Origin of the sequence: Rothia sp. SD9660Na, from assembly GCF_030064065.1 — a bacterium.
GTDB lineage: Bacteria > Actinomycetota > Actinomycetes > Actinomycetales > Micrococcaceae > Rothia.
The window spans coordinates 186,011-206,273 of the sequence record NZ_CP125946.1 but is presented as its reverse complement, the minus strand read 5'-3'; the positions used below and the strand labels follow the sequence as shown (position 1 = coordinate 206,273).

Sequence of the window (20,263 nt, the reverse complement as noted above, 5' to 3'; positions counted from 1 at the left end):
GTGGGGCGGGCGTCCGCACCCTTAAGCTACCTCTAAAACCTAGGCGGCAGGCAGCTCGGGGAAGGCCTCAGCAACACCGGCAAAAGTAATCTTGCCAGCATCGGTATTCAGACCCAGAGCCAGGTCGGGGTTGTTAGCTAGAGCCTCGTCCACACCAGCAGCCAGCTTCAGCACGTAGGGCAGGGTGGCGTCGGTCAGGGCGATAGTCGAAGTGCGGGGCACAGCACCGGGCATGTTAGCAACGCAGTAGTGACGGATGCCGTCCACCTCAAAAATCGGGTCAGCATAGGTGGTGGGGCGGGAGGTCTCGAAACAGCCGCCCTGGTCAATCGCAACGTCAATCAGCAGGGTGCCGGGCTTCATGGTCTTCAGGTGCTCACGGCGCACGACCTTAGGAGCCTTAGCGCCAGGAACCAGAATCGAACCGATAATCACATCGGCCGCAGCGATTTCACGCTCAATATTTGCGGGAGTGGAGTTCAGCACGCGCGCGCTGGAGCCAAACAGGTCAGACAGTTCACGCACACGGGGGCCGTACCCCTCAAGAATAGTAACCTCAGCGCCAGCACCAACAGCCAGCTTAGCGGCGTGAGTACCCACATTGCCGCCACCCAGAACCACCACGCGGCCGGGGGCAACACCGGGCACGCCACCCAGCAGAATACCCTGGCCACCCTCGGTAGCCATGGTGTACTGGGTCGCAGCCTGAGCAGCCAGACGGCCCGCAACCTCACTCATAGGAAGCAACAGGGGCAGGGCGCGGCCGTTACGCACAGTCTCATACGCAATACCGCGGGTCTTAGCAGCCAGCAGAGCCTCGGTCAGGGGCTTATCGGCAGCTAGGTGCAGGTAGGTGAAAAGGGTCAGATCCTCGCGCAGGTACTTGTACTCGGGCTCAATCGGCTCTTTGACCTTCACGAGCAGTTCAGCCTGGTTCCAGGCCTCATCCTGGCTGACTAAGGTAGCGCCTGCCTTCTCGTATTCCTCGTTGGGGAAGCCTGCGCCGAGTCCGGCGTCCTTCTCTACCAGCACGTCGTGGCCAGCCTGAACAAGAGCCAGCACACCGTCGGGGGTGAGGCCAACGCGCTGTTCCTGGGGCTTGATTTCGCGGGGTACGCCAATGCGCATGAGGGGTCTCCCATTCATTTTCGTCGTTGAAAACTGTTGCGTTAATCAGCCTACGCCCTTTTGTTGAACGAAGACAAACCGCCCCGGGTTTTCTTTATATTCTTAGAAAACCCGGGGTGGACGGCGACTAGGCAAGCTCGGCGGCAGCAGCCGGGTCGGAGTCGTTCAGGAACTTCTCGATACGCTCAGCTTCGTCCGCCTCACCGATGGCGGCGGCGGTCTGACCCAGAATCAGCAGGGCCTTCAAGAAGCCCCGATTCGGTTCGTGGCTCACCGGAATCGGGCCGTGCCCGCGCCAGCCGTTGCCGCGCAGGGCGTCCAGACCGCGGTGGTAACCCACGCGAGCGTAGGCGTAGGCTTCAAGGGTCTTGCCAGCCTTCAGAGTCTCTTCAGCCAGCAGGGCCCAGGCCAGGGATGACTTGGGGAAGGCCTGCGCAAGGTCAGCGGGGGCCTCACCGGCGCGGACGCGGGCGGTCAGCTCAGGCTCTTCAGGCAGCAGGGTGGGGGCGGGGCCATCTAGCAGGTTCTTACCGGCAAGTGACATGGGTACTCCATTCAACTCAAATTCTTGTAACTACAAAAAGTCTACGCGTGCTCGGGGAAAAGCAGGGTCTTGCCGGCCTCACTCAACCGAATACGCAGGGGGCGGGAGGAAGTACGCTCAACGAGTTTTTGCTGCTCTAGTTCAACGAGGTAGGCCCGAACGGTGTTGCGCGATTTTTCTAACATCTGGGTCAGCTCATCCCAGGAAAGCCCGCGGCCACCGCTCAAAAGGTAGGTCTGCCCCACAATAAAAAGCACGTCACATGCGCCAGATGCCAGTTCAAAACTACCGTCTTTGAGGCCATCAACCCGTTCCCGCAGTGACTCTATAAGTTCTCTCTTCTGCATAAAGTCGTCCAGAAGCTCACACTGGGCATCATAAATAAACCCTAGGATGACATGGGCAAAAGAGGTAACCTCACCGTAGTTAAGGGGCTCTTCAACATCGCTAAAGGCCCTGTGGTACTCCTCTTTTTTCTGGTTCACAACGTGTGAGAGCGTAAGCACCGTGTAGGTAGAGAGCACCTCCTGCAACTGGGCGCTTAAGAAAAAACGCCCGAACCGCCCATTACCGTCATAGAAAGGGTGCACAGCCTCAAACATAAAATGAGAAACAACCCGAGAGAGAAGAAAGGGAGTATCCTCCTCAAGATGCGCCAGCATAGCCTGTAGTTGTTCCCAGATTGCAGGTTCGCCCTGTGTACCGGCATGAACGGTTGCACCAGCGCCATCCCGGATATAGACCGGGCCAGCCCTAAAAAGCTCCCCGTCCAGAGCGTCCTGGCTAGAGATTTCTGCACCAAAAAGAGCATCGTAGATGTCTCTTATTTCCTGTAGAGTCCGGGGAGCCTCGATTCTGCCCTCAGAAAGCTCCAGGTAAAGCCGGGCTATCTCCCTAAAAGACTTATTCTCAAGGGGCTCAGCTTCAAGAGCCTCCTGAATTTCCTGCCGGGTTGAACGCACACCTTCCAGCTCATTAGTTGCTGTAATTTCACGGACAATCAGCTCGTAGAGGTAGCCCCTTTGGGCAGCCAGAGGAATGTCAGCAGCGAGCTGTTCAATCGTCCGCTCATTCAGAAGCACCTGCTCCTGTAAGACTAGGAGCTGGGGTGTAGCCGTATAGAAAAGGGAGTGCTCACCTACCCGAAAGGAGGTTTCAAAACCGTTAGCTCTTCTCCGCCTAGCTTCTTCCTGGGCGGTGGGGGCATCGAACTGGTGGAAGACTGTTTTCAGACTCTTGTATTTCTTCAAGGCCTACCCCTATCTCACAAAAATGGCTGTTTTTGGTAGTTAGACTCCATCATAACCGGACCTATCTCCCAAAAACCCCCTTTTTTGGGAGATAGAACCCTCGCTCCAAGCCCCTAACTCCCAAAAACACCCTTTTTTGTATTTAGGCCTAGTTCCGCCCGCCAGCTACTCCCGCGCCTGCCGACGGGATGCGTCCGCGCGCCTCACTGTGATGGAAACCCAGCCGCACCGCACCAAGACGTCCCGTATAGTGTGAAAGGTCAACTTCACCGACGAAGTGGAAAACACACACGATCACATAGATACAGAGAGACTCCTATGACGCTTGAACTGACTATGGTTCAGTCCGCCGGCTGGGCAGTAATGCTGCTCCTACTCGGTATGTGGATTAAGAACCGCTTCTACTTCTTCCAGCGCTTTGCTATCCCCTCACCCGTTATCGGCGGCTTCCTTTTCTCCCTGGTCAACCTGGTGCTCAACCAGACCGGGGTGCTGACCATCAAGTTCGACACTACCCTGCAGAGCTTCTTCATGGTCATCTTCTTCACCTCGGTCGGCTACGGCGCCTCCCTCAAGGTGCTCAAGTCAGCCGGCTCAAAGGTAGGCCTCTTCCTGCTGGTAGCAACGGGTCTCTGTATCGCCCAGAACATCGTGGCCGTCCTGATCGCCCCCGTGGTCAACGTCGACCCCGCCCTGGCGCTGATGACCGGCTCCACCCCCATGACCGGTGGCCACGGCGTTTCTGGCGGTATCGCCCCGCTCGTTGAAGCCTCCGGCGTCACCGGCGCAGAAACCGTCGCCTACACCGCTGCAACCTTCGGCCTGATTGCTGGCTCGCTCATGGGCGGCCCCGTTGCCAACCGTCTCATCATCAAGCACAACCTGCTTGAAAAAGAGTCCTCCCACCAGGTCAACATCAATACGGCCCTGCTGACCGTACGCCCCCGCAAACTCGACGCCGACAGCGTCCTGCACGGCTTCATCATGATCCTGGTCGCCATGTTCATCGGTAGCTACCTAACCGAAGCCCTCAACTACCTGGTCGGTCAGCTCACCGACCGCGCCGCCTTCCCCAGCTATATGGGCCCCATGATTATCGCCATCACCCTGCGCTACATCAGCGACCGCCGTAACTCCAAGGAATATCATGAGCTCGTGCCCGAGCAGGAGGTCGAAGTTTTGGGCAACATCGGCCTCAACGTCTTCCTGGCAATGGCCCTCATGAACGTGCAGCTCTGGCAACTGGCCGAGCTGGCTATCCCCCTCATCGTGCTGCTCCTGGCCCAGGTTGCGCTCATGTGGGTTTGGACTAACTTCGTTACCTTCCGCGCCATGGGTTCAGACTACGACGCTGCCATCCTCTCCGCCGGCCACTGCGGCTTCGGCATGGGCGCAACCCCCAACGGCATCGCCAACATGGCATCCCTGGTCACCAAGTACAAGGCATCCAAACTCGCCTTCTTCATCCTGCCCATCGTCGGTGGCATGTTCATTGACTTCACCAACCTGGTGAACATCATGACCTTCATGTCTATCGTCTAAAGGCCCCTCAGCACGACAAAGGCGCCGGACGCACCCGCACAAGCGGGAGCGTCCGGCGCCTTTGGTCTAGGCTAACGAGCCTAGCTACAGGGCTTACTTGCCGGAGGTACCAGCGGAGCCGAGCTGCTGGGCAGCCTCAACAACGCGAGCAGCCATACCAGCTTCAGCAGCTGCACCCCATACGCGGGGGTCGTAGGTCTTCTTGTTGCCAACCTCGCCGTCAACCTTGAGCACGCCGTCGTAGTTGCGGAACATGTGATCCACGACGGGGCGGGTGTAGGCGTACTGGGTGTCGGTGTCGATGTTCATCTTGATAACACCGTAGGACACTGCATCTGCGATCTCCTGCTCGGTGGAGCCTGAGCCGCCGTGGAAGACCAGGAAGAAGGGCTTTTCGCCCTTGCCGTACTTGGCGCCAACCTCGGTCTGGATTTCCTTGAGCAGTTCGGGGCGCAGGTGAACGTTACCGGGCTTGTAAACGCCGTGGACGTTACCGAAGGTCAGGGCTGCCATGTAGGTGCCCTTTTCGCCCAGGCCGATGGCCTCAACGGTCTTGATGGCGTCCTCAACGGTGGTGTAGAGGGAGTCGTCGATAGCGCCTTCAACGCCGTCTTCTTCGCCGCCAACTGCGCCGATTTCAACTTCGAGAACCTGGTGGTTCTTGGAGGTGCGCTCGATCAGTTCCTGAGCGATTTTGAGGTTCTCTTCGAGGGAGATAGCGGAGCCGTCCCACATGTGGGAGTTGAAGATGGGGTCTTCACCGCGGGCTACAGCCTTCTCTGATTCTGCAAGTAGGGGCAGCACGAAGTCATCGAGCTTGTCCTGGGGGCAGTGGTCGGTGTGCAGGGCGATGTTGACGTCGTACTGCTTAGCAACTTCGCGTGCGTAGGCAGCGAAGGCGAGGGAGCCGACAACCATGTTCTTCTTGTTGGGGCCTGACCAGTAGGCGGCGCCACCGGTGGAGGCCTGGATGATGCCGTCTGAGCCTGCTTCTGCGAAGCCGCGGATAGCTGCGTTCAGGGTCTGTGAAGAGGTGACGTTGACTGCGGGGTATGCAAAGCCCTTGGCGCGGGCGTTTTCGAGCATTTCTGCGTAGACTTCAGGGGTTGCAATAGGCATGCTGACTCCTTGGTTGTCGGTGGGGCCACCCGGTTGGTGGCCTGGTGTGAGTTGGCGCTGCACCCGGTGCCTTGTGAGGACGCGCGGGGCGAGCGCCTGCCTGCTTTTCAGTTTACCAAGGGCGCGGCGGGAAAGGGTAGGTTTCCCACACTAATTTCGGACATAAACCCACAGAAAACCATGTATTTCTGGGGGTCTTAAGCACCCTAACACCGGCATTTGGTGCTTGCCGGTGTTAGGGTGTTGGGTTTTTATGGGTTTAGTGAGGGGTATTCAAAAGGTGAGTGAGGCGGGGGTCGTAGCCAGCGTGAGCCTGCCAAACCTTTTGAATACGGTTTACAGCGCGAAAATCCACATGGCCAGGGTCATGGTCACTGCGGTGATTGCCACGATAGAGAAGAGGTTGAGCCAGAGGCCGCCCTTGACCATCTGCCCGATGGTGACGTAGCCCGAACCGTAGGCGATGGCGTTGGGCGGGGTCGCTACGGGGAGCATGAAGGCGCAGGTGGCGGCGAGGGCGACGGGGATGGCGAGCAGCATGGGGTCGTAGCCCATGCCCATGGCGATGCCCCCGGCGACGGGCAGGAAGGTGGCTGCGGTGGCGGTGTTACTGGTGAGTTCGGTCAGGAAGATGACGCCGGCGGTCACCAGCAGCACGATGACGAGGATGGGCAGGGTGCCGAGGGCGCCAACGGAGTCACCGATCCACTGGGTGAGGCCGGAGCTGGTGAACTGGCCTGAGAGGGCTAGACCGCCGCCGAAGAGCAGCAGCACGCCCCAGGGCAGCTTGGTTGCGGTTTCCCAGTCAATGAGGCGCACGCCCTTGTTAGCGGTGCCACCGGCGGGGAGAGCAAAGAGCAGCAGGCCAACGGCCATGGCGATGCCGGCGTCGGTGATGGGTGGGGATTCAGACCAGATGATGGGGACGAAAATCCAGGCCAGCGCGGCTGCGATGAAGATAATGAGCACGCGCAGTTCGCCCGAGCTCATGGCGCCGAGCTTGGCATATTCGTTGGCAATGAGTTTCTTACCACCGGGAATCTCTTTAATTTCGGGTTTGAAGAGCACCTTGGTCAGCAGGAACCAGCAGACAAAGAGAACCACCACAGACAGGGGTACGCCTACCAGCATCCACTGGCCAAAGCCGATGTGTACGTCGTGGGTGTCTGCCATATACCCGGCCAGCAGGGTGTTGGGTGGGGTACCAATCAGGGTGCCCAGGGAACCGATGGAGGCGGAGTAGGCGATACCCAGCATGAGGGCGGTACCGAAGTCGGACTTAATCACGGCGTCTTTGACGGCCTGGTCGTCGGGGGAGGCGCCGTGCTTAATCTTAATCTCGGTGGTGCCGCTGGCCTGGGCGATGAGCATGAGCACGGAGACGCCGATGGGAATCATCATGACGGCGGTGGCGGTGTTCGAGACCCACATGGAGAGAAAGCCGGTGGCTACCATGAAGCCCGCAACCATCATGGAGGGCTTGGTGCCCATGACCTTGAGGGTGAGCAGGGCGATGCGGCGGTGTAGGTTCCAGCGCTGCATGGCCAAAGCCAGCAGGAAGCCGCCCATGAAGAGGAAGATGATGTTGTTGCCGTAGCTAGCGCCGATGTCGTTGATTTTTACTTCGCTGTTGAAGACGGGAAAAATCACCAGCGGCAGCAGGGCGGTGGCGGGAATGGGCAGGGCCTCGGTCATCCACCAGGCACCCATCAGGACGGCGGTGGCTGCGGTCAGGCGTGCGGCGTCGGGTACGTCGCCGGGCATGATGACATAGACCAGGGCGGCTGCAAGCAGGCCGCCGAAGAGGCCAATGAGGCGCTTCTTGCGTTCGCCGGCTTCAACCTCGGGCGCTTGGGAGCCGCGCGAGCGGTGGATTTGGTCGATGGCCTGGGTGGGGGCTGCACTGTATTTTTGCAGGTGGTCACCCGTGATGTGGGGCTTGTCCATATCAACCTCACTTCATTGTGTGCTGATGCCGCAGGTAGCCGTTTCGAAAGAAGAAACAGCTCACCTAGGCGGAATGTGTGTACAGGGAATGCTTTTACTGTACCTGATAAGCACTTTTATGAAGCGGACGCGGGCGAGTGTTACCCCTCGCGCAGTTCGCGGCGGCGGTCGGCGACGGTGAAGGCAAGACCCAGCGAGAGCGTCAGCACGATAGCCCCGAAGGAGGCTATGAGACCCACGTTCCAGTGGGCGCCCGATTCAACCAGCCCGTAAAGAATCGAGGGAATGATGGCGGTACCGATTGCGGTGCCCATGCGCTGGCCGAGGGAGAGCACGCCGCCAGCTACACCGCTGATAGCGGGAGGTACGGACGCCAGGGTCAGGGTCTGGTTGGGAGAAATCACTAGACCACCACCGGCACCGATAAGAATCAGGGGCACCGCCAGAGCCCACACCGGTAGCAGGCCCTGCTCCACAGGGGTCACGGTGAGCATGGTGGCCACAATCGAGGTGAGCGACAACCCGAACCCCAGCATCACTATACGGCGCCCCATAGCCAGCACACGGCGTCCTGCCCAGGGAGCTGCAAAAGCAGAGAGCAGGGAGGAGGGAATGGTAATCAGCGCGGCGGTCAGCGCGCTTTGCCCCAGGTGGTTCTGCACGTAAATGGGGATTACCAACCAGACGCTGGTGTTGCCCAAGAAGTAGAGGGTCACGATCATGATGCCGTTGCGGAAGGCGGGCTTGGTTACCAGGTCGATATCGAGCATGGGCGGGCGCCCGGCCTTCTTATAGCGCTTTTCCCAGGCAATAAAGAAGGCGATGAAGGCAAGACCGATGGGCAGAACCGCCCAGACTAGCGGGTTGCCGCTGCGCTCGACGAAGGGGAAGAGTACCGCGAAGATTGCCAGGGCCAGGGTGGTCATACCGACGGGGTCTAGGTCGAGGCGGGCGCGCTGGGCCGAGGGGGCGGACGGCCGGTCGTTGGGCACCCAAAGACGGGCCAGCAGCAGCCCGGCAAGCCCGATAGGTACGTTGACCAGGAACATCATGCGCCAGCCTAAGGAGTCCCCGAAAATCTGGATGAGGAAGCCGCCGAGCACCGGCCCCACAATGACGGCGAGTGCCACCACCGTACCGAACATACCGTAGGCGCGGGCGCGGGCCTGGCCGGTGAAGTTGGCCTGGATGATGCCGGTGGTTTGGGGGTTGAAGAAGCCCGCGCCGAGGCCCTGGAGCACGCGGGCGGCGATGAGGATTTCGATGGTGGGTGCAATAGCGCTGAGCAGGGAGCCTAGAGTGAAGAAGGAAACGCCGATCATGAACATGCGGCGGCGGCCGGTGGCGTCACCAATGCGCCCCGCGGCAACCAGGGGCACGCCGAATGCCAGGGCGTAACCCGAGACTACCCACTGGGTCTGGCTGGAGCCTGCGTTCAGAGAGTTCCCGATGGGGGTGAGAGCAACATTGACCACCGAGATAGCCATGAGGGCCATGAAGAGCGGAGTGAGCAGGGCCGCCATGAGCTTGCGCGGGCTGCTGGTGGTGGGCAGCTGGGGGTTCTTGTTGGGTTCCGGTTTCGTAGCCATGCTGCACCTCTTTGCTCTCGTCTTTAGCCTACAGAGCCATTCTAGACCCGCTAGTACATGAATAAAATATTTCAGGAGGAAAGTTTCTGCAGAAATGCAAGTGCTTACGAGAATCGCGGAGTGCCCACGAAAGATGTGGGTACTCCGCGACTTTCATGGACACTTAGCACCAGCGGACGCCGGGGCAGGCGTCCACCCCCAGGTCTAGCTGACGCGCTGGCCAAACTCGTGGCGGCGGATCCAGGCATGCATGGCGATACCAGCGGCGGTCGCTGCGTTCATAGACCGGGTGGAGCCGTACTGCTCGATAGACAGGGTTGCCTCGGCGGCCGCGTGAATCTCCTCTGACAGGCCGGGCCCCTCCTGACCAAACACCAGCACGCAGTCCTTGGGCAGGTCGTAGGTTTCCAGCTGCTTGGAGTCGGGGAAAATATCAATGCCAATAATGGCAAGCCCCTCCCCCTTCGCCCAGGTCACAAAGTCTTCGACGGTAGGGTGGTGGCGCACGTGCTGGTAGCGGTCGGTCACCATGGCCCCGCGCCGGTTCCAGCGGCGCTTACCGATAATGTGCACTTCTTTCGCCAGAAAGGCGTTAGCGGTGCGCACCACGGTGCCGATGTTGAGGTCGTGCTGCCAGTTTTCGATGGCTACGTGGAAGGAGTGGCGGCGGGTGTCGAGGTCGGCGATGATGGCGTCCATGGTCCAGTAGCGGTAGTGGTCAAGGACGTTGCGGCGGTCGCCCTCGCGCAGTAGCTCGGGATCCCAGTGGTCGCCTTCTGGCCATTCGCCTTCCCAGGGGCCGACGCCAATTTCCCGCTCCGAGCTCTCGGTTTCGGGCTCGGTTGCTTCTAGGTCTGCCACTTAGTCCAGGCCCAGGTCGGTCTTGGAGTAGGCGTAGAGGCAGGGCACGCCCGCAACCTCTTCGATATGCTCCTTGGCGCCGGTTGCACGGTCAACAATGACGGCAACAGCTACAACCTCAGCGCCAGCCTTACGTAGGGCTTCGACGGCGGTGAGGGCGGAGCCGCCGGTAGTGGAGGTGTCCTCGACAGCTACCACGCGGCGTCCTTCCACTGAGGGGCCCTCAACTTGACGGCCCATGCCGTAGGACTTCTGGGCCTTACGTACCACGAAGGTGTCGATGGCGCGGCCCTGGTCGCCTGCGGTGCGCATGATGGCGTGGCCAACGGGGTCGGCGCCCATGGTCAGGCCGCCTGCGGCGTCAAATTCGATTCCGGCTGAGTCGAGCAGGTCGAGCATGACCTGGCCAACCAGGCGGGAGGCCTCGTGGTGCAGGGTGATACGGCGCAGATCAACGTAGTAGTCGGCTTCCTTACCAGAGGCCAGGGTGACCTTGCCGCGCACAACGGCCAGTTCGCTGATGAGCTCGCGCAGACGTTCGCGGGCTTCTTCGATGGGGAGGGTGGTGGAGAGGTTAGTCATGCCTTTTAGTCTAGTAGACCGGCAGATATTTACCCCGCGAAAAGTGCAAGTGCCCCGTGAAAAGTGACAGGCACTTGCACTTTTTAGGAGGTAGCAGGCAGGGCAGGTTAGCGTAAGGACGCTCGAGCCCAGCTCATAGCGGAGAGCAGGTAGGCGGCGCAGAGGGGGAAGACGAGCAAACCGTACTTCCACACGATCAACTCAAGGGGAGGATGATCAAATACAGAGATATCCCGGTCAGAGACTCCGCCCTGAGCTGCAGCCAGCTCCCAGATGTTGTAGGTATCGTAATCGGAATGGAACTGGACCCAGAGGGTGCCAATACCCATATCCCAGGCAGTGGCCCCGAAGAGCTGACGGGAAATATTGAAGATGAGCAGGACCACTACACACAGCATCAGACTCATCGCCAGAGGCCCCCAGCGTAGGGAGACTATGGCAATAAAGAGGGCTGCTACCTGCACAGCCAGCAGGACGATAAACCAGGTAGCTAGGTAATCTGTTACCGTATATGCCCGCCCCAGAGTGCTGTAGGTCTTATCAAAGGCAAAGGGCCAGGTATCGAAGTCCTGGTTGAATACCTGCCACCCGCGCCCATAGCCCTTGTTCAGCAATTCGAGGGCAAGGGTTACAGCGTAGACCAGTGTGGCAAGAGCCGCCCGGTAGAGAGCTAAGGAGAGGTAGCCACGGAAGTAGTCCCAGCGTCCTAGCCCCATCCCCAGTATGAGCCGGACATGTGACCGGTAGCTGAGGAGCATAGTCACACCCAGAACCAGGGGCAGGATAATGACCTGCATAGAGTTGTGGTTAATGAAGCCGCTGTAGTCCGCCAGCGGGTGGCCGGTCAGAACCGCATGAACCCAAGCGAGTCCCAGCATAAGTACTGCAATGCCGAGCGGCAGGAACAGGGGAAGTAGAGTGCTGGTAGCCCGTTCGCTCAGGAGCATACGGAAGACGGTACGAGTACCTCCCCCGGTACGGGTGGGCTGTGCTTCCGGTAGAGCTGGGTAGAGGGGCTCAGCGTGAAGTGTGCTAGTCATGGCGACCTCCTTGGGGCTCAAGTAGGGGTGAGTAGGTGGCGTCGCTGTGTACGGCCAGGGAGTCCTGCAGGCTGACGGGTTGAATGTGAACTCCGAGCGAGACCGCAAGCTGTTCGTTCGTTTCGGTGAGCGGGGCGGCGAGTAGGGCTGTGACCAGCGAACCGATTGCGCGCTGCCGGGCGACGGCGTCCACTAGTCCAGTACGGGCTAGGTAGACGTTGATAGCGTCTTGACTACCGGCAATTTCGTGGGCGCTGGTGGCAGCCTCGTCGTGGGACCCGTCGAGTACGAGGGCGCCGTCACGGAGCATCAGCACGCGGTCTAGCAGGGGCGCAATTTCATTGAGCAGGTGGGTGGAGAGGACGATGGTGCGTGGGTTGAGGGCAAAGTCAGTTAGGAGCCGGTCATAGAAAATGGTGCGGGCGACAGGGTCCAGGCCGGAGTAGGGTTCGTCCATGAGGGTGAGTTCTGCCCGGCTGGCGAGGGCAACGATGATTCCTAGGGCGGATGCCTGCCCATCGGATAGCTTGCGAGCCTTGGCCGCAGGGTTGAGGGCAAAGTCCTTGATGAGGGTATCAGCCAGGGTTTCGTCCCAGGCCGGATACGCTAGGCTTGCCAGTCTCAGGACGTCCCGCACTTTCAGTCCGTCGGGGTAGGCCAGGTGGGTGCGTTGAAAGTGGGTTCGGGCAAGGATGCGCCCACTCGGCTTGGTACCAAAGAGTTCAACAGAACCGCTGGTGGGGGTAACCTGCCCGATGAGGGCAGCGAGCAAAGTGGTCTTACCGGAGCCGTTTCGCCCGGCCAGACCGTAGATAAGCCCCTCCTCCAGGGTGATGTTAATGTCTGAGAGGGCTGCGGTGGAGCCGTAGATTTTGGTGAGGCCCTGGGTGCGTACTACTGCCGTCATGACTGCTCCCCGCTTTCGCCGAGGGTCCGCAGGGAGCTCGCGCCTCCACCGCCCTCAGCATTGAAACCGGCGCGGAGGGCCGTGAGAACCTCGTCCTGGCTCAGGCCCAGGGTACGGGCCTCATCAATGAGCGGGGTGATGTAGCCGGCAATGAAGTCGCGCCGCCGGTTAGTGCGCAGAATGTCTTGTGCCCCCGTTGCCACAAACATGCCTATACCTCGTTTCTTGTAGAGAACGCCCTGGTCGACCAGGAGGTTGACGCCTTTACCGGCGGTTGCAGGGTTGATCCGGTAGAAGAGAGCGAATTCGTTGGTGGAGGGAACCTGGCTTTCTTCGGCATAGGTTCCTGCCAGAATTTCGCTGCTGATATGGTCTGCAATTTGTTGGAAGATCGGCTTGTCACCGGTCAGCATGAGCACCTCCTTCTGTGTGGTTACCTAACCTGCCCAGCGGGCAGGCTAGTTGGTTAGTTACTCATGTAATTAACCTAAGTTGCAGAGCGGGGAAGCGCAAGAGTTTTTTAAAAAAAGAGGGGCAGGCTTCCGCCTACCCCACAGCTCACAGGGTTATTTACCTTATCGCAGCCCCTACCAGGTGCTACCTGGGCACAGCTGCCTTGAGCTTGGTGACCATCTCGTCATATTCGGCAGCCGGGTCAGAATCAGCGACGATAGCGCCACCGGCAGCCAGGGTGATAAGGCCGTCGGAGTGGGCTACCAGCGTCCTGATGACGATGGAGAGGGCGGCTGAGCCGTCCGCACCCAGGTAGCCCAGGGCGCCCGAGTAGACCCCGCGGGCCCGGCCCTCAAGCCGGTCAATGATAGCCATGGTGGCCGCCTTGGGTGCACCGGTCATGGAGCCGCCGGGGAAGCAGGCGGCGACCGCGTCCAGGGCGGTGATGCCCGGGCGCAGCTGGGAAACGATGGTCGAGACCAGCTGGTGCACGGTCGAGTAGGACTCCACCCCCATCAGTACCGGCACCCGCACGCTCTCAGGTTCAGACACCATCGACAGGTCGTTGCGGAGTAGGTCCACGATCATGAGGTTTTCGGCCCGGGTTTTGGGGTCTTGTGCGAGCCAGGCGGCCGCCTGGGTATCTTCATGAGCGGACGCGCCCCGCGGCACGGTGCCCTTGATGGGCTTGGCTTCGGCGCGGCCCTCGGCAGTGACCGTCAAGAATTTTTCGGGTGAGGACGAGAGCACCGTAAAGTCATCGCAGCGTAGGAAGGCCGCGTAGGGGGCGGCGTTGGCCTGGCGCTGGGCCAGGTAGAGGCTCAGCAGTTCGTCAGCCCCCAGCGGGGTGGGCAGCTGCACGGAGGTCTCAGCCGTCAGGCAGACCTCGTAGCTATTGCCCTCAGCAATCTCAGCCTGGGCGGTAGCAATAGCAACTAGATAGTCCGTGCGGTCGGGCAGGGGGAAGTCCGGTAAAACTACCCGCGAAGCATATTCTTGACCGGCTATAGATTCAGGTGAAGAGCTAGTTTTAAGCAGTTTTTGCGCGGTCTCTTCAACCCAGTCAGCGGGGCCAACCAGCCAGGCTTTCCCACTAGCGTGCTCGTAGATGAGGTAGTGGGTTGCGGGCATCCAGAGGGCGTCGGGGGTGCGGGCCACCCGCTGGGGGTGTTCGCTGTGGAAGGCGGTGACTTCTAGGTCTGCGTGGGCCTCATAGCCCATAAACCCCACATAGCCGCCCAGTAGGACGTCGGTGGGCGGGGCGTCCTTACCCTCGCCGAGTTCGGAGCGGGGCGCAGATTCCAGGAAGCCAGGGAGCACCTGCCAGATGCTGTCGCGATAAACCTGGTGCGAGCGTCCGCTCACATCGATCACATCAACCTGCCCCGGCTGTGCGTAGCGTAGCACTCCCCCACCCAGGGGCGCCCCCAGGTAGGAGTAGCGGGACATGGGCGACTCGTCGCGGGCTGAATCCAGCCAAAAAGCATAGGGAGAACTGCCAGCCAGCAGAGGAAAAGCGGTGGCAGGGTCTACCGGGAAATTTAGGGCACGACAGGTTAGAGAAGTCACCGACTCATTGTAACGGGGTAGGCAGGGGTTTTACCTGTGTAAGCCTGGCTCGGGGCTGGCGTTAAGGGTGGCTTGCACAGGTAAAACCGTAGCTACCCGCCATCAAGCTAGCGAACCTGCGGGGTTTCGCCGTTTTCTGAGACCATGGGTTTCTCGGCGTCCTGCCAGGCACCCATGCCACCGATAACGTTGATGGCGTCAAAACCGTACTGGGTCAGGTAGGCTGCGGCGCGCAGGGAACGGCCACCGGCGCGGCAGATGACGTAGACGTCCTCGTCGAGGGGAACTTCGCCGTAGCGTTCGGGCACCTCGCCCAGGGGAATGTGCTGGGCACCTTCGATGTGGCCTTCTACCCATTCGTAGTCTTCACGCACGTCAAGAATCTTGGCGTCTGCGGGGATTTCGTCGACGGTTACCTGGCGTAAATCGTCATTCATAAGGGTCTCCTTCACGATAAAAATATCTAAGTGCTGTCGCCACTAACTCTAATACCCCGCAGCCTAAACCTAAAGAAAAGTGACTGACGGGTTTAACTAAGCCAGCTGAGAAGAGTATCGTTACCTACCGAACAGATACCGTGTACACGCGGTTTTCCTATCTATATAAGTGAGTCGATATGTCTACTCTGCCCGCGGCAACACCGCCGAATCCAGCAGACACCTCAACCAACGACCGGGGCTTCTTCGGCCACCCCCGCATGCTGGCTAATCTTTTCTCCGTAGAGCTCTGGGAGCGTTTCTCTTTCTACGGCATGCAGGTCATCATGCTCTACTACCTCTACTGGGAGGCCGACCGCGGAGGTCTAGGCCTGCTCAGCGAGGCATCAGCCGCTGGTGTTATGGGCGCCTACGGCGGCATGGTCTATCTCATGGCAGTGGTAGGTGGCTTCCTGGGTGACCGAGTGCTCGGCCCCGAGCGTACCCTCTACTACTCGGCCTGGGCCATCATGGCAGGTCACATCGCTCTGGCGATTCTACCCGGTGCTGCCGGCGTAATCGCGGGCCTGGTATTGGTTGCCATTGGCTCTGGCGGTCTTAAGACCAATGCCTCGGTGCTCGTCGGCTCGCTCTACAGCAAGACCGACCCCCGCCGTGACGGTGGCTTCACTATCTTCTATATCGGTGTGAACATCGGCGCTCTTCTCGGCCCCATGCTCACCGGTATTTTGCGTGAAAACTACGGCTTCCACATTGGCTTCGGCTTGGCAGCTCTGGGTATGGCTGCTGGTCTCATCCAGTACTCGCTGACGCGCAAGAACCTACCTGCGTCCGTCCACCAGCTCTCTCAGCCCCTGACTGGTAACGAAAAGCGGAATTACTCTCTCGCGGCTGTAGCTATCGTTGCGGTCATCCTCATTCTGGTCTTCACCGGTCTCATCAACCCCGCCAACCTCGCAACCTGGGTTATGTGCACCGTAGCGGTCTGCGCCGCCCTGCTGTTCTACACTTTGCTGACCTCTAAGCTCACGAGCTCCGAAGAGCACTCTCGTGTAGTCTCCTTCATTCCCATGTTTATCGGTAACGTGGCCTTCTGGGCTCTCTTCCAACAGCAGTTCACCGTATTGGCTGTCTACTCAGAGTCACGTATCAACTGGAATATCTTGGGTCTACAGCTCACTCCCGAGTTCATGAACTCTATCAATCCGGTCTTCATCATCATTTTTGGTGCTATTTTCACGGCCATGTGGACTAAGCTCGGCGATCGTCAGCCCACGACCCCGGTCAAGTTTGCTATCGCTCTTATCCTCATTGGCATCGCCTTCCTTATCTTCCTTACCCAGGCAGGCAATACCAACGTAAACTTCCTGTGGATTGTGCTGATTCTCTTTATCTGCACTATGGGTGAGCTCTCTATCTCACCGGTAGGGTCTTCTCTAGCAACAAAGCTGGCTCCCGAGAAGCATCGTGTAGCAATGGTAGCGCTCTATTTCACCTCCATCTCCCTGGGTACTGTACTGGCCGGCTGGCTGGGTCAGTTTTATTCGCTCGAGACCGAGGTCGCTTACTTCACCACGCTGGGTGTTGTAACCATCGGTATCGGTGTGGCCCTCTGGGCGCTCAATGGCTGGATTGTGAAGAAGATGGCGGGTATCCGCTAGTTTCTTTGCTCTCCCCTCTTCTTCTGAAAAGGGGACCGCAGAACTAAAAAAGGACCGCATATTTCGCGGTCCTTTTTTGGTTTTCTGGTCCCCTTGCAGGAATGGGGTAGGCGGACGGACGCCCGCAGGTTAGGTTCGCTAGTTCCCCTCTACCTCATCGACCAGGGCGCGCAGGTCGTCGTGGCGCAGGTCGTCCTTGCGGAAGTGCTTGTTGCGGTAGCCGGAGCGGCCCATCATATGCCCCGAGATGGGGATAGTGAGCATCTGTAGGAGCAAGATAACCAGCAGTACGGGCAGGAGCGCCAGGGAACGGAAGTGGAAGGCCACAGCCAGCAGCATGAGAATCATGCCGAAAACCTGGGGCTTAGTACCCGAGTGCAGGCGGGTGAGCAGGTCGGGGAAACGCACCAAGCCAATAGCGGCGCCCAGCGACATGAGGGCACCTAGAATCATGCAGATGATGGTCAGGGCATCGAAAACGGTATCAAGATTCACGGTTTACTCCCCCAAATCCTTACTTGCCCGCACGGGGTGGGCACCATCGTGCCCCTGCTTATCGGTGTCTTCTGCCAGCTCCCCGGCGGTGTACTTGCTGCCCTTCTTGCGGGAGCGGCGGCGGGGGCGTCCTTCATGTAGACGGGAAACCGGGGTGCTCTCGTCCGCCTTGGAGTTATCGGCAAAACGGGCTACAGTCACCGAACCTACGAAGCCAATCATAGCCAGGGCTACCAGCAGAATCAGGAAGAACTGGCTGTCGGTATAAATCATGAGCACGCAGAGCGCGGCCGTGAGAATTGAGAACAGCACGTCGCTGGCGAGCACGCGGTCCAGCAGGGCGGGGCCCTTCCAGATGCGGTAGACGGTGCCCCAGGTGGCTAGGGTGAGAATCAGGCCGGTTGCCCAGATAACCCAGGTCATGCGTGCTCCTTTCGGCTGGCTGTGAGGTCGGCTTCTTCGTCCTGTTTGAGTGCTTCGTACTCTTCGCGGCTGCCGGCGGCCTTGATAATCAGGTCTTCAAAGTAAGCCACCTGGCGGGTGAAGCGCTCGATTTCCTCCGGGGTGGAGGTATTGAGCACGTGAAAGTAGAGCACCGACAGGGAACGGTCTACCTCAACCACCACGGAGCCAGGAATCAGCGACATAGTGTGCGAGACGGCGGTCAGTAGCAGGTCGGAGCGGGTGCGTAGCTGTACGGCCACTACCGAGTTGCGCAGGGGCGGATGGAAGGTGGCAGCTAGCCACATGACCTCAATCGAGGCTTTGGCGATGTTCCAGAAGAGCTCCACCACAAACCTCGCCGCGTAGAAGATGTTGAAGCGGTTAGAGAGGTAGAGGGTGGGCAGTCGGAAGACCGACATGGTCAGGGCTGCCAGCACCGCGCCGAAGGCGATGAAGGGCAGAGAAAAGTCCTGCCAGAGGGCGCACCAGACAAAGATCAGCCAGAGGAAGGGCGGGATAGCGTGAATCAAGCTCTCGCGTGAGAGATCGGGCTTTTTCACTGGTTCACCTCCTGGGAGTGGTTATCGACAATCTGCTGTTCCAGGTACTCGGCCCGGCTGGGGGCGTCGGGGCCAAAGACCGAGCTGATATACATGTCGGGGTCAAAGAGGTTATCTGAGGCATTATCTGCCAGCTGGAAGAGGGGGCCTGAGAAGAGGGTGATGAGCACACCCACCACAACCAGGGAGACGGTGGAGGCCATCATGGAGGCCGGAATTGGCTTGGTCTCGTAATGGGCGGGGTCATCGGAGTGCTCGGCCATAACCAGCTCAGGGGTGGGCTCTTCGGCTTCCTTGGCGGGGCGCCAGAAGGCCTTGTTCCATACACGAGCTAGGGCCAGCAGGGTCAGCAGGGAGACCAGGACGCCCACACCCGCGTTGATGTAGGCCAGGGCACCGCCGTTTTCTACGGATGCCTCGATGAAACCGACCTTACCGATGAAGCCGGAGAAGGGCGGGATACCGCCCAGGTTGATGGCGGGGATGAAGTAGAGCAGGGCTAGGACGGGGGCTGTCTTCATCAGGCCACCCAGGCGGCGCACGTTAGTGGAGCCTGCCCGGCGTTCCACCAGGCCAACCACCATGAAGAGGCCGGTCTGAATCACGATATGGTGGGCGATGTAGAAGACGACGGTGGTCAGGCCCAGCTCGTTGCCCAGCGAGATGCCCCAGATCATGTAGCCGATGTGGCTAATGAGGATAAAGGAGAGCAGACGCTTAATGTCACCTTGAGCCAGGGCACCCAGGATACCCACCAACAGGGTCAAACCTGCCACGACCCCCAGAAGCGTATCCAGGGGTCCTTCGGGGAAAAGCAGGGTTTCAGTACGAATAATCGCGTACACGCCCACCTTGGTCAGCAGGCCCGCGAACACGGCGGTAACAGGGGCCGGGGCTGTGGGGTAGGAGTCAGGTAGCCAGAGGGAGAGCGGAAAGACCGCAGCCTTGATACCAAAGGCAATCAGCAGCATGAGGTGCAGCTGCATCTGGGTGCCCTCGGGCAGGGTGCCCAGCTTGAGTGACAGGTCGGCCATGTTGATGGTGCCCACCGAGGCGTAGACAAAGCCGATAGCGGTGAGGAAGAGCATGGATGAGACAACCGAAACTACCACGTAGGTCACGCCCGCACGAATACGCGGGGTGTTGGCGTTCATGGTAATCAGCACGTAGGAGGCCATGAGCAGGATCTCGAAGCCCACGTAGAGGTTAAAGAGGTCGCCCGCCAAGAAGGCGTTCGACACACCCGCCAGTAGCAGCAGGTAGGTGGGGTAGAAAACCGAGATGGGTACCTCGTCGTCCTCGTCCTGCAGGTTCTGGCCGGTAGCAAAGACCAGCACCGCCAGCGAGATAGTGGACGAAACCACCAGCATAAGAGCCGAGAGCTGATCCACCACCATGGTGATACCAAAGGGGGCCTCCCAGCCTGCCAGGTGCACGGTCTGGGGCGCAGCGTTCCAGACCGAGGCCAGGAGCAGGACCTCAAAAACCAGGGTGATAGCTACCGCGGCGAAGGCGATGACGCGCTGCACACTGTCTTTCTTCGAGACGAAGGTGACGGCGGCAGCCAGGAAGAGAATGATGATGCAGAGAGGGGCGAGCTGGGCGATAGCGATATCCACGGGCTAGTCCCCCTTCTTTGACACGGTCTGCTGGGCGCTTGTCTGGCTAATTTTCTTCTTCTCTTCTGCTTCAATAAATTCTTTTTCGCGGGTCGCTTCGTCAGCGTCGAACTCCGAAGCATCGAACTCGGCAGCGGCGTCCTCTTCCTTATCGAAGGCCTCCTGCCCGGCCACGCGAATATCTTCGGCGTCGTCGGTGATTTCATCGGCCTTAGAGAGCAGCCAAGAGCGGTAGATAATACCCAGAATCAGGGCGGTTACCGCGCAGGAAATCACGATAGCGGTCAGAATCAGGGCCTGCGGGAGCGGGTCGGAGTAGTCTTCAGCGGCAATGTCTTTGCTGTAGAAGGGGGCTAGACCGGCCGGGCCGCCCGCGTGCAGGATTAGGATGTTGGTCGCGTTGGTCATGAGCATCAGGCCCAGGAGCACGCGGGTCATGGAGCGGTCAAGAATCAGGTAAACCCCCACGGCGTAGAGCACGCCCATGACCAGGATCAGACTGAGGTCGATAATCAT

At 59.6% G+C, this 20,263-nt stretch carries 20 protein-coding genes; 2 read left to right on the top strand and 18 right to left on the bottom strand.

The features are described from left to right. Positions 1-39: 39 nt before the first annotated feature. The 3 genes from ald to QM007_RS01085 form a co-directional block, all read right to left on the bottom strand. Positions 40-1,128, bottom strand: coding sequence for an alanine dehydrogenase (gene ald, locus QM007_RS01095; RefSeq protein ID WP_283490180.1), 1,089 nt, complete (start codon positions 1,126-1,128; stop codon positions 40-42). Between the two features lie 127 nt (positions 1,129-1,255). Next, positions 1,256-1,672 (bottom strand): DUF3151 domain-containing protein, encoded by a 417-nt coding sequence (locus tag QM007_RS01090; RefSeq protein ID WP_283490179.1) that lies wholly within the window; start codon positions 1,670-1,672, stop codon positions 1,256-1,258. Between the two features lie 41 nt (positions 1,673-1,713). Then, entirely contained in the window at positions 1,714-2,922 is a 1,209-nt protein-coding gene (locus QM007_RS01085; protein ID WP_283490178.1) for a Fic family protein, read from the bottom strand. A gap of 318 nt (positions 2,923-3,240) precedes the next feature. Here QM007_RS01085 and gltS point away from each other — a divergent pair, with 318 nt between their 5' ends. Continuing rightward, positions 3,241-4,464, top strand: coding sequence for a sodium/glutamate symporter (gene gltS / locus QM007_RS01080; RefSeq protein WP_283490177.1), 1,224 nt, complete (start codon positions 3,241-3,243; stop codon positions 4,462-4,464). 93 nt (positions 4,465-4,557) lie between these two features. On the opposite strand, the gene fbaA is transcribed toward gltS, so the two are convergent. The 10 genes from fbaA to QM007_RS01030 form a co-directional block, all read right to left on the bottom strand. Further along, positions 4,558-5,583, bottom strand: a complete 1,026-nt coding sequence (gene fbaA / locus QM007_RS01075; RefSeq protein WP_135012224.1) for a class II fructose-bisphosphate aldolase — start codon at positions 5,581-5,583, stop codon at positions 4,558-4,560. 336 nt (positions 5,584-5,919) lie between these two features. After that, positions 5,920-7,530, bottom strand: a complete 1,611-nt coding sequence (locus QM007_RS01070; protein WP_283490176.1) for an SLC13 family permease — start codon at positions 7,528-7,530, stop codon at positions 5,920-5,922. A 140-nt stretch (positions 7,531-7,670) separates the two neighbouring features. Further along, on the bottom strand, positions 7,671-9,119 hold the full coding sequence (locus QM007_RS01065) for an MFS transporter (RefSeq protein ID WP_283490175.1): 1,449 nt from the start codon (positions 9,117-9,119) through the stop codon (positions 7,671-7,673). Positions 9,120-9,323: 204 nt separating this feature from the next. After that, on the bottom strand, positions 9,324-9,980 hold the full coding sequence (locus QM007_RS01060) for a TrmH family RNA methyltransferase (protein ID WP_283490174.1): 657 nt from the start codon (positions 9,978-9,980) through the stop codon (positions 9,324-9,326). Continuing rightward, positions 9,981-10,562, bottom strand: a complete 582-nt coding sequence (pyrE, locus tag QM007_RS01055; RefSeq protein WP_237187354.1) for an orotate phosphoribosyltransferase — start codon at positions 10,560-10,562, stop codon at positions 9,981-9,983. A gap of 107 nt (positions 10,563-10,669) precedes the next feature. After that, a complete protein-coding gene (locus QM007_RS01050) occupies positions 10,670-11,602 on the bottom strand; it encodes a hypothetical protein (protein ID WP_283490173.1) in 933 nt (310 codons plus the stop codon). Then, on the bottom strand, positions 11,595-12,509 hold the full coding sequence (locus QM007_RS01045) for an ATP-binding cassette domain-containing protein (RefSeq protein ID WP_283490172.1): 915 nt from the start codon (positions 12,507-12,509) through the stop codon (positions 11,595-11,597). Before QM007_RS01045 ends, QM007_RS01050 begins: the two co-directional genes overlap by 8 nt. After that, positions 12,506-12,922 carry a GntR family transcriptional regulator gene (locus QM007_RS01040; protein ID WP_283490171.1) on the bottom strand — a complete coding sequence of 139 codons (417 nt, stop codon included), beginning with the start codon at positions 12,920-12,922 and terminating at the stop codon, positions 12,506-12,508. Before QM007_RS01040 ends, QM007_RS01045 begins: the two co-directional genes overlap by 4 nt. A 184-nt stretch (positions 12,923-13,106) precedes the next feature. Further along, a complete protein-coding gene (locus QM007_RS01035; RefSeq protein WP_283490170.1) occupies positions 13,107-14,531 on the bottom strand; it encodes an anthranilate synthase component I family protein in 1,425 nt (474 codons plus the stop codon). 107 nt (positions 14,532-14,638) lie between these two features. Then, a complete protein-coding gene (locus QM007_RS01030; protein ID WP_237187352.1) occupies positions 14,639-14,968 on the bottom strand; it encodes a rhodanese-like domain-containing protein in 330 nt (109 codons plus the stop codon). A gap of 179 nt (positions 14,969-15,147) precedes the next feature. Here QM007_RS01030 and QM007_RS01025 point away from each other — a divergent pair, with 179 nt between their 5' ends. After that, a complete protein-coding gene (locus tag QM007_RS01025; protein WP_283490169.1) occupies positions 15,148-16,629 on the top strand; it encodes a peptide MFS transporter in 1,482 nt (493 codons plus the stop codon). 138 nt (positions 16,630-16,767) lie between these two features. Here QM007_RS01025 and mnhG read toward each other — a convergent pair whose 3' ends face one another. Genes mnhG through QM007_RS01000 form a run of 5 tightly spaced genes read right to left on the bottom strand, consistent with a single transcriptional unit; the run spans position 16,768 to position 20,263 of the window. Further along, positions 16,768-17,124 carry a monovalent cation/H(+) antiporter subunit G gene (gene mnhG, locus QM007_RS01020; RefSeq protein ID WP_237222104.1) on the bottom strand — a complete coding sequence of 119 codons (357 nt, stop codon included), beginning with the start codon at positions 17,122-17,124 and terminating at the stop codon, positions 16,768-16,770. 3 nt (positions 17,125-17,127) lie between these two features. Next, positions 17,128-17,547 carry an MrpF/PhaF family protein gene (locus tag QM007_RS11030; RefSeq protein WP_349361491.1) on the bottom strand — a complete coding sequence of 140 codons (420 nt, stop codon included), beginning with the start codon at positions 17,545-17,547 and terminating at the stop codon, positions 17,128-17,130. Further along, a complete protein-coding gene (locus tag QM007_RS01010; RefSeq protein WP_283490168.1) occupies positions 17,544-18,128 on the bottom strand; it encodes a Na+/H+ antiporter subunit E in 585 nt (194 codons plus the stop codon). The genes QM007_RS11030 and QM007_RS01010 overlap by 4 nt, the downstream gene beginning before the upstream one ends. Beyond that, the gene (locus QM007_RS01005) at positions 18,125-19,741 is read right to left on the bottom strand and encodes a Na+/H+ antiporter subunit D (RefSeq protein WP_283490968.1); all 1,617 of its coding nucleotides are present in this window, start codon (positions 19,739-19,741) and stop codon (positions 18,125-18,127) included. Before QM007_RS01005 ends, QM007_RS01010 begins: the two co-directional genes overlap by 4 nt. Positions 19,742-19,750: 9 nt before the next feature. Continuing rightward, positions 19,751-20,263, bottom strand: a complete 513-nt coding sequence (locus tag QM007_RS01000) for a Na(+)/H(+) antiporter subunit C (protein WP_135012253.1) — start codon at positions 20,261-20,263, stop codon at positions 19,751-19,753.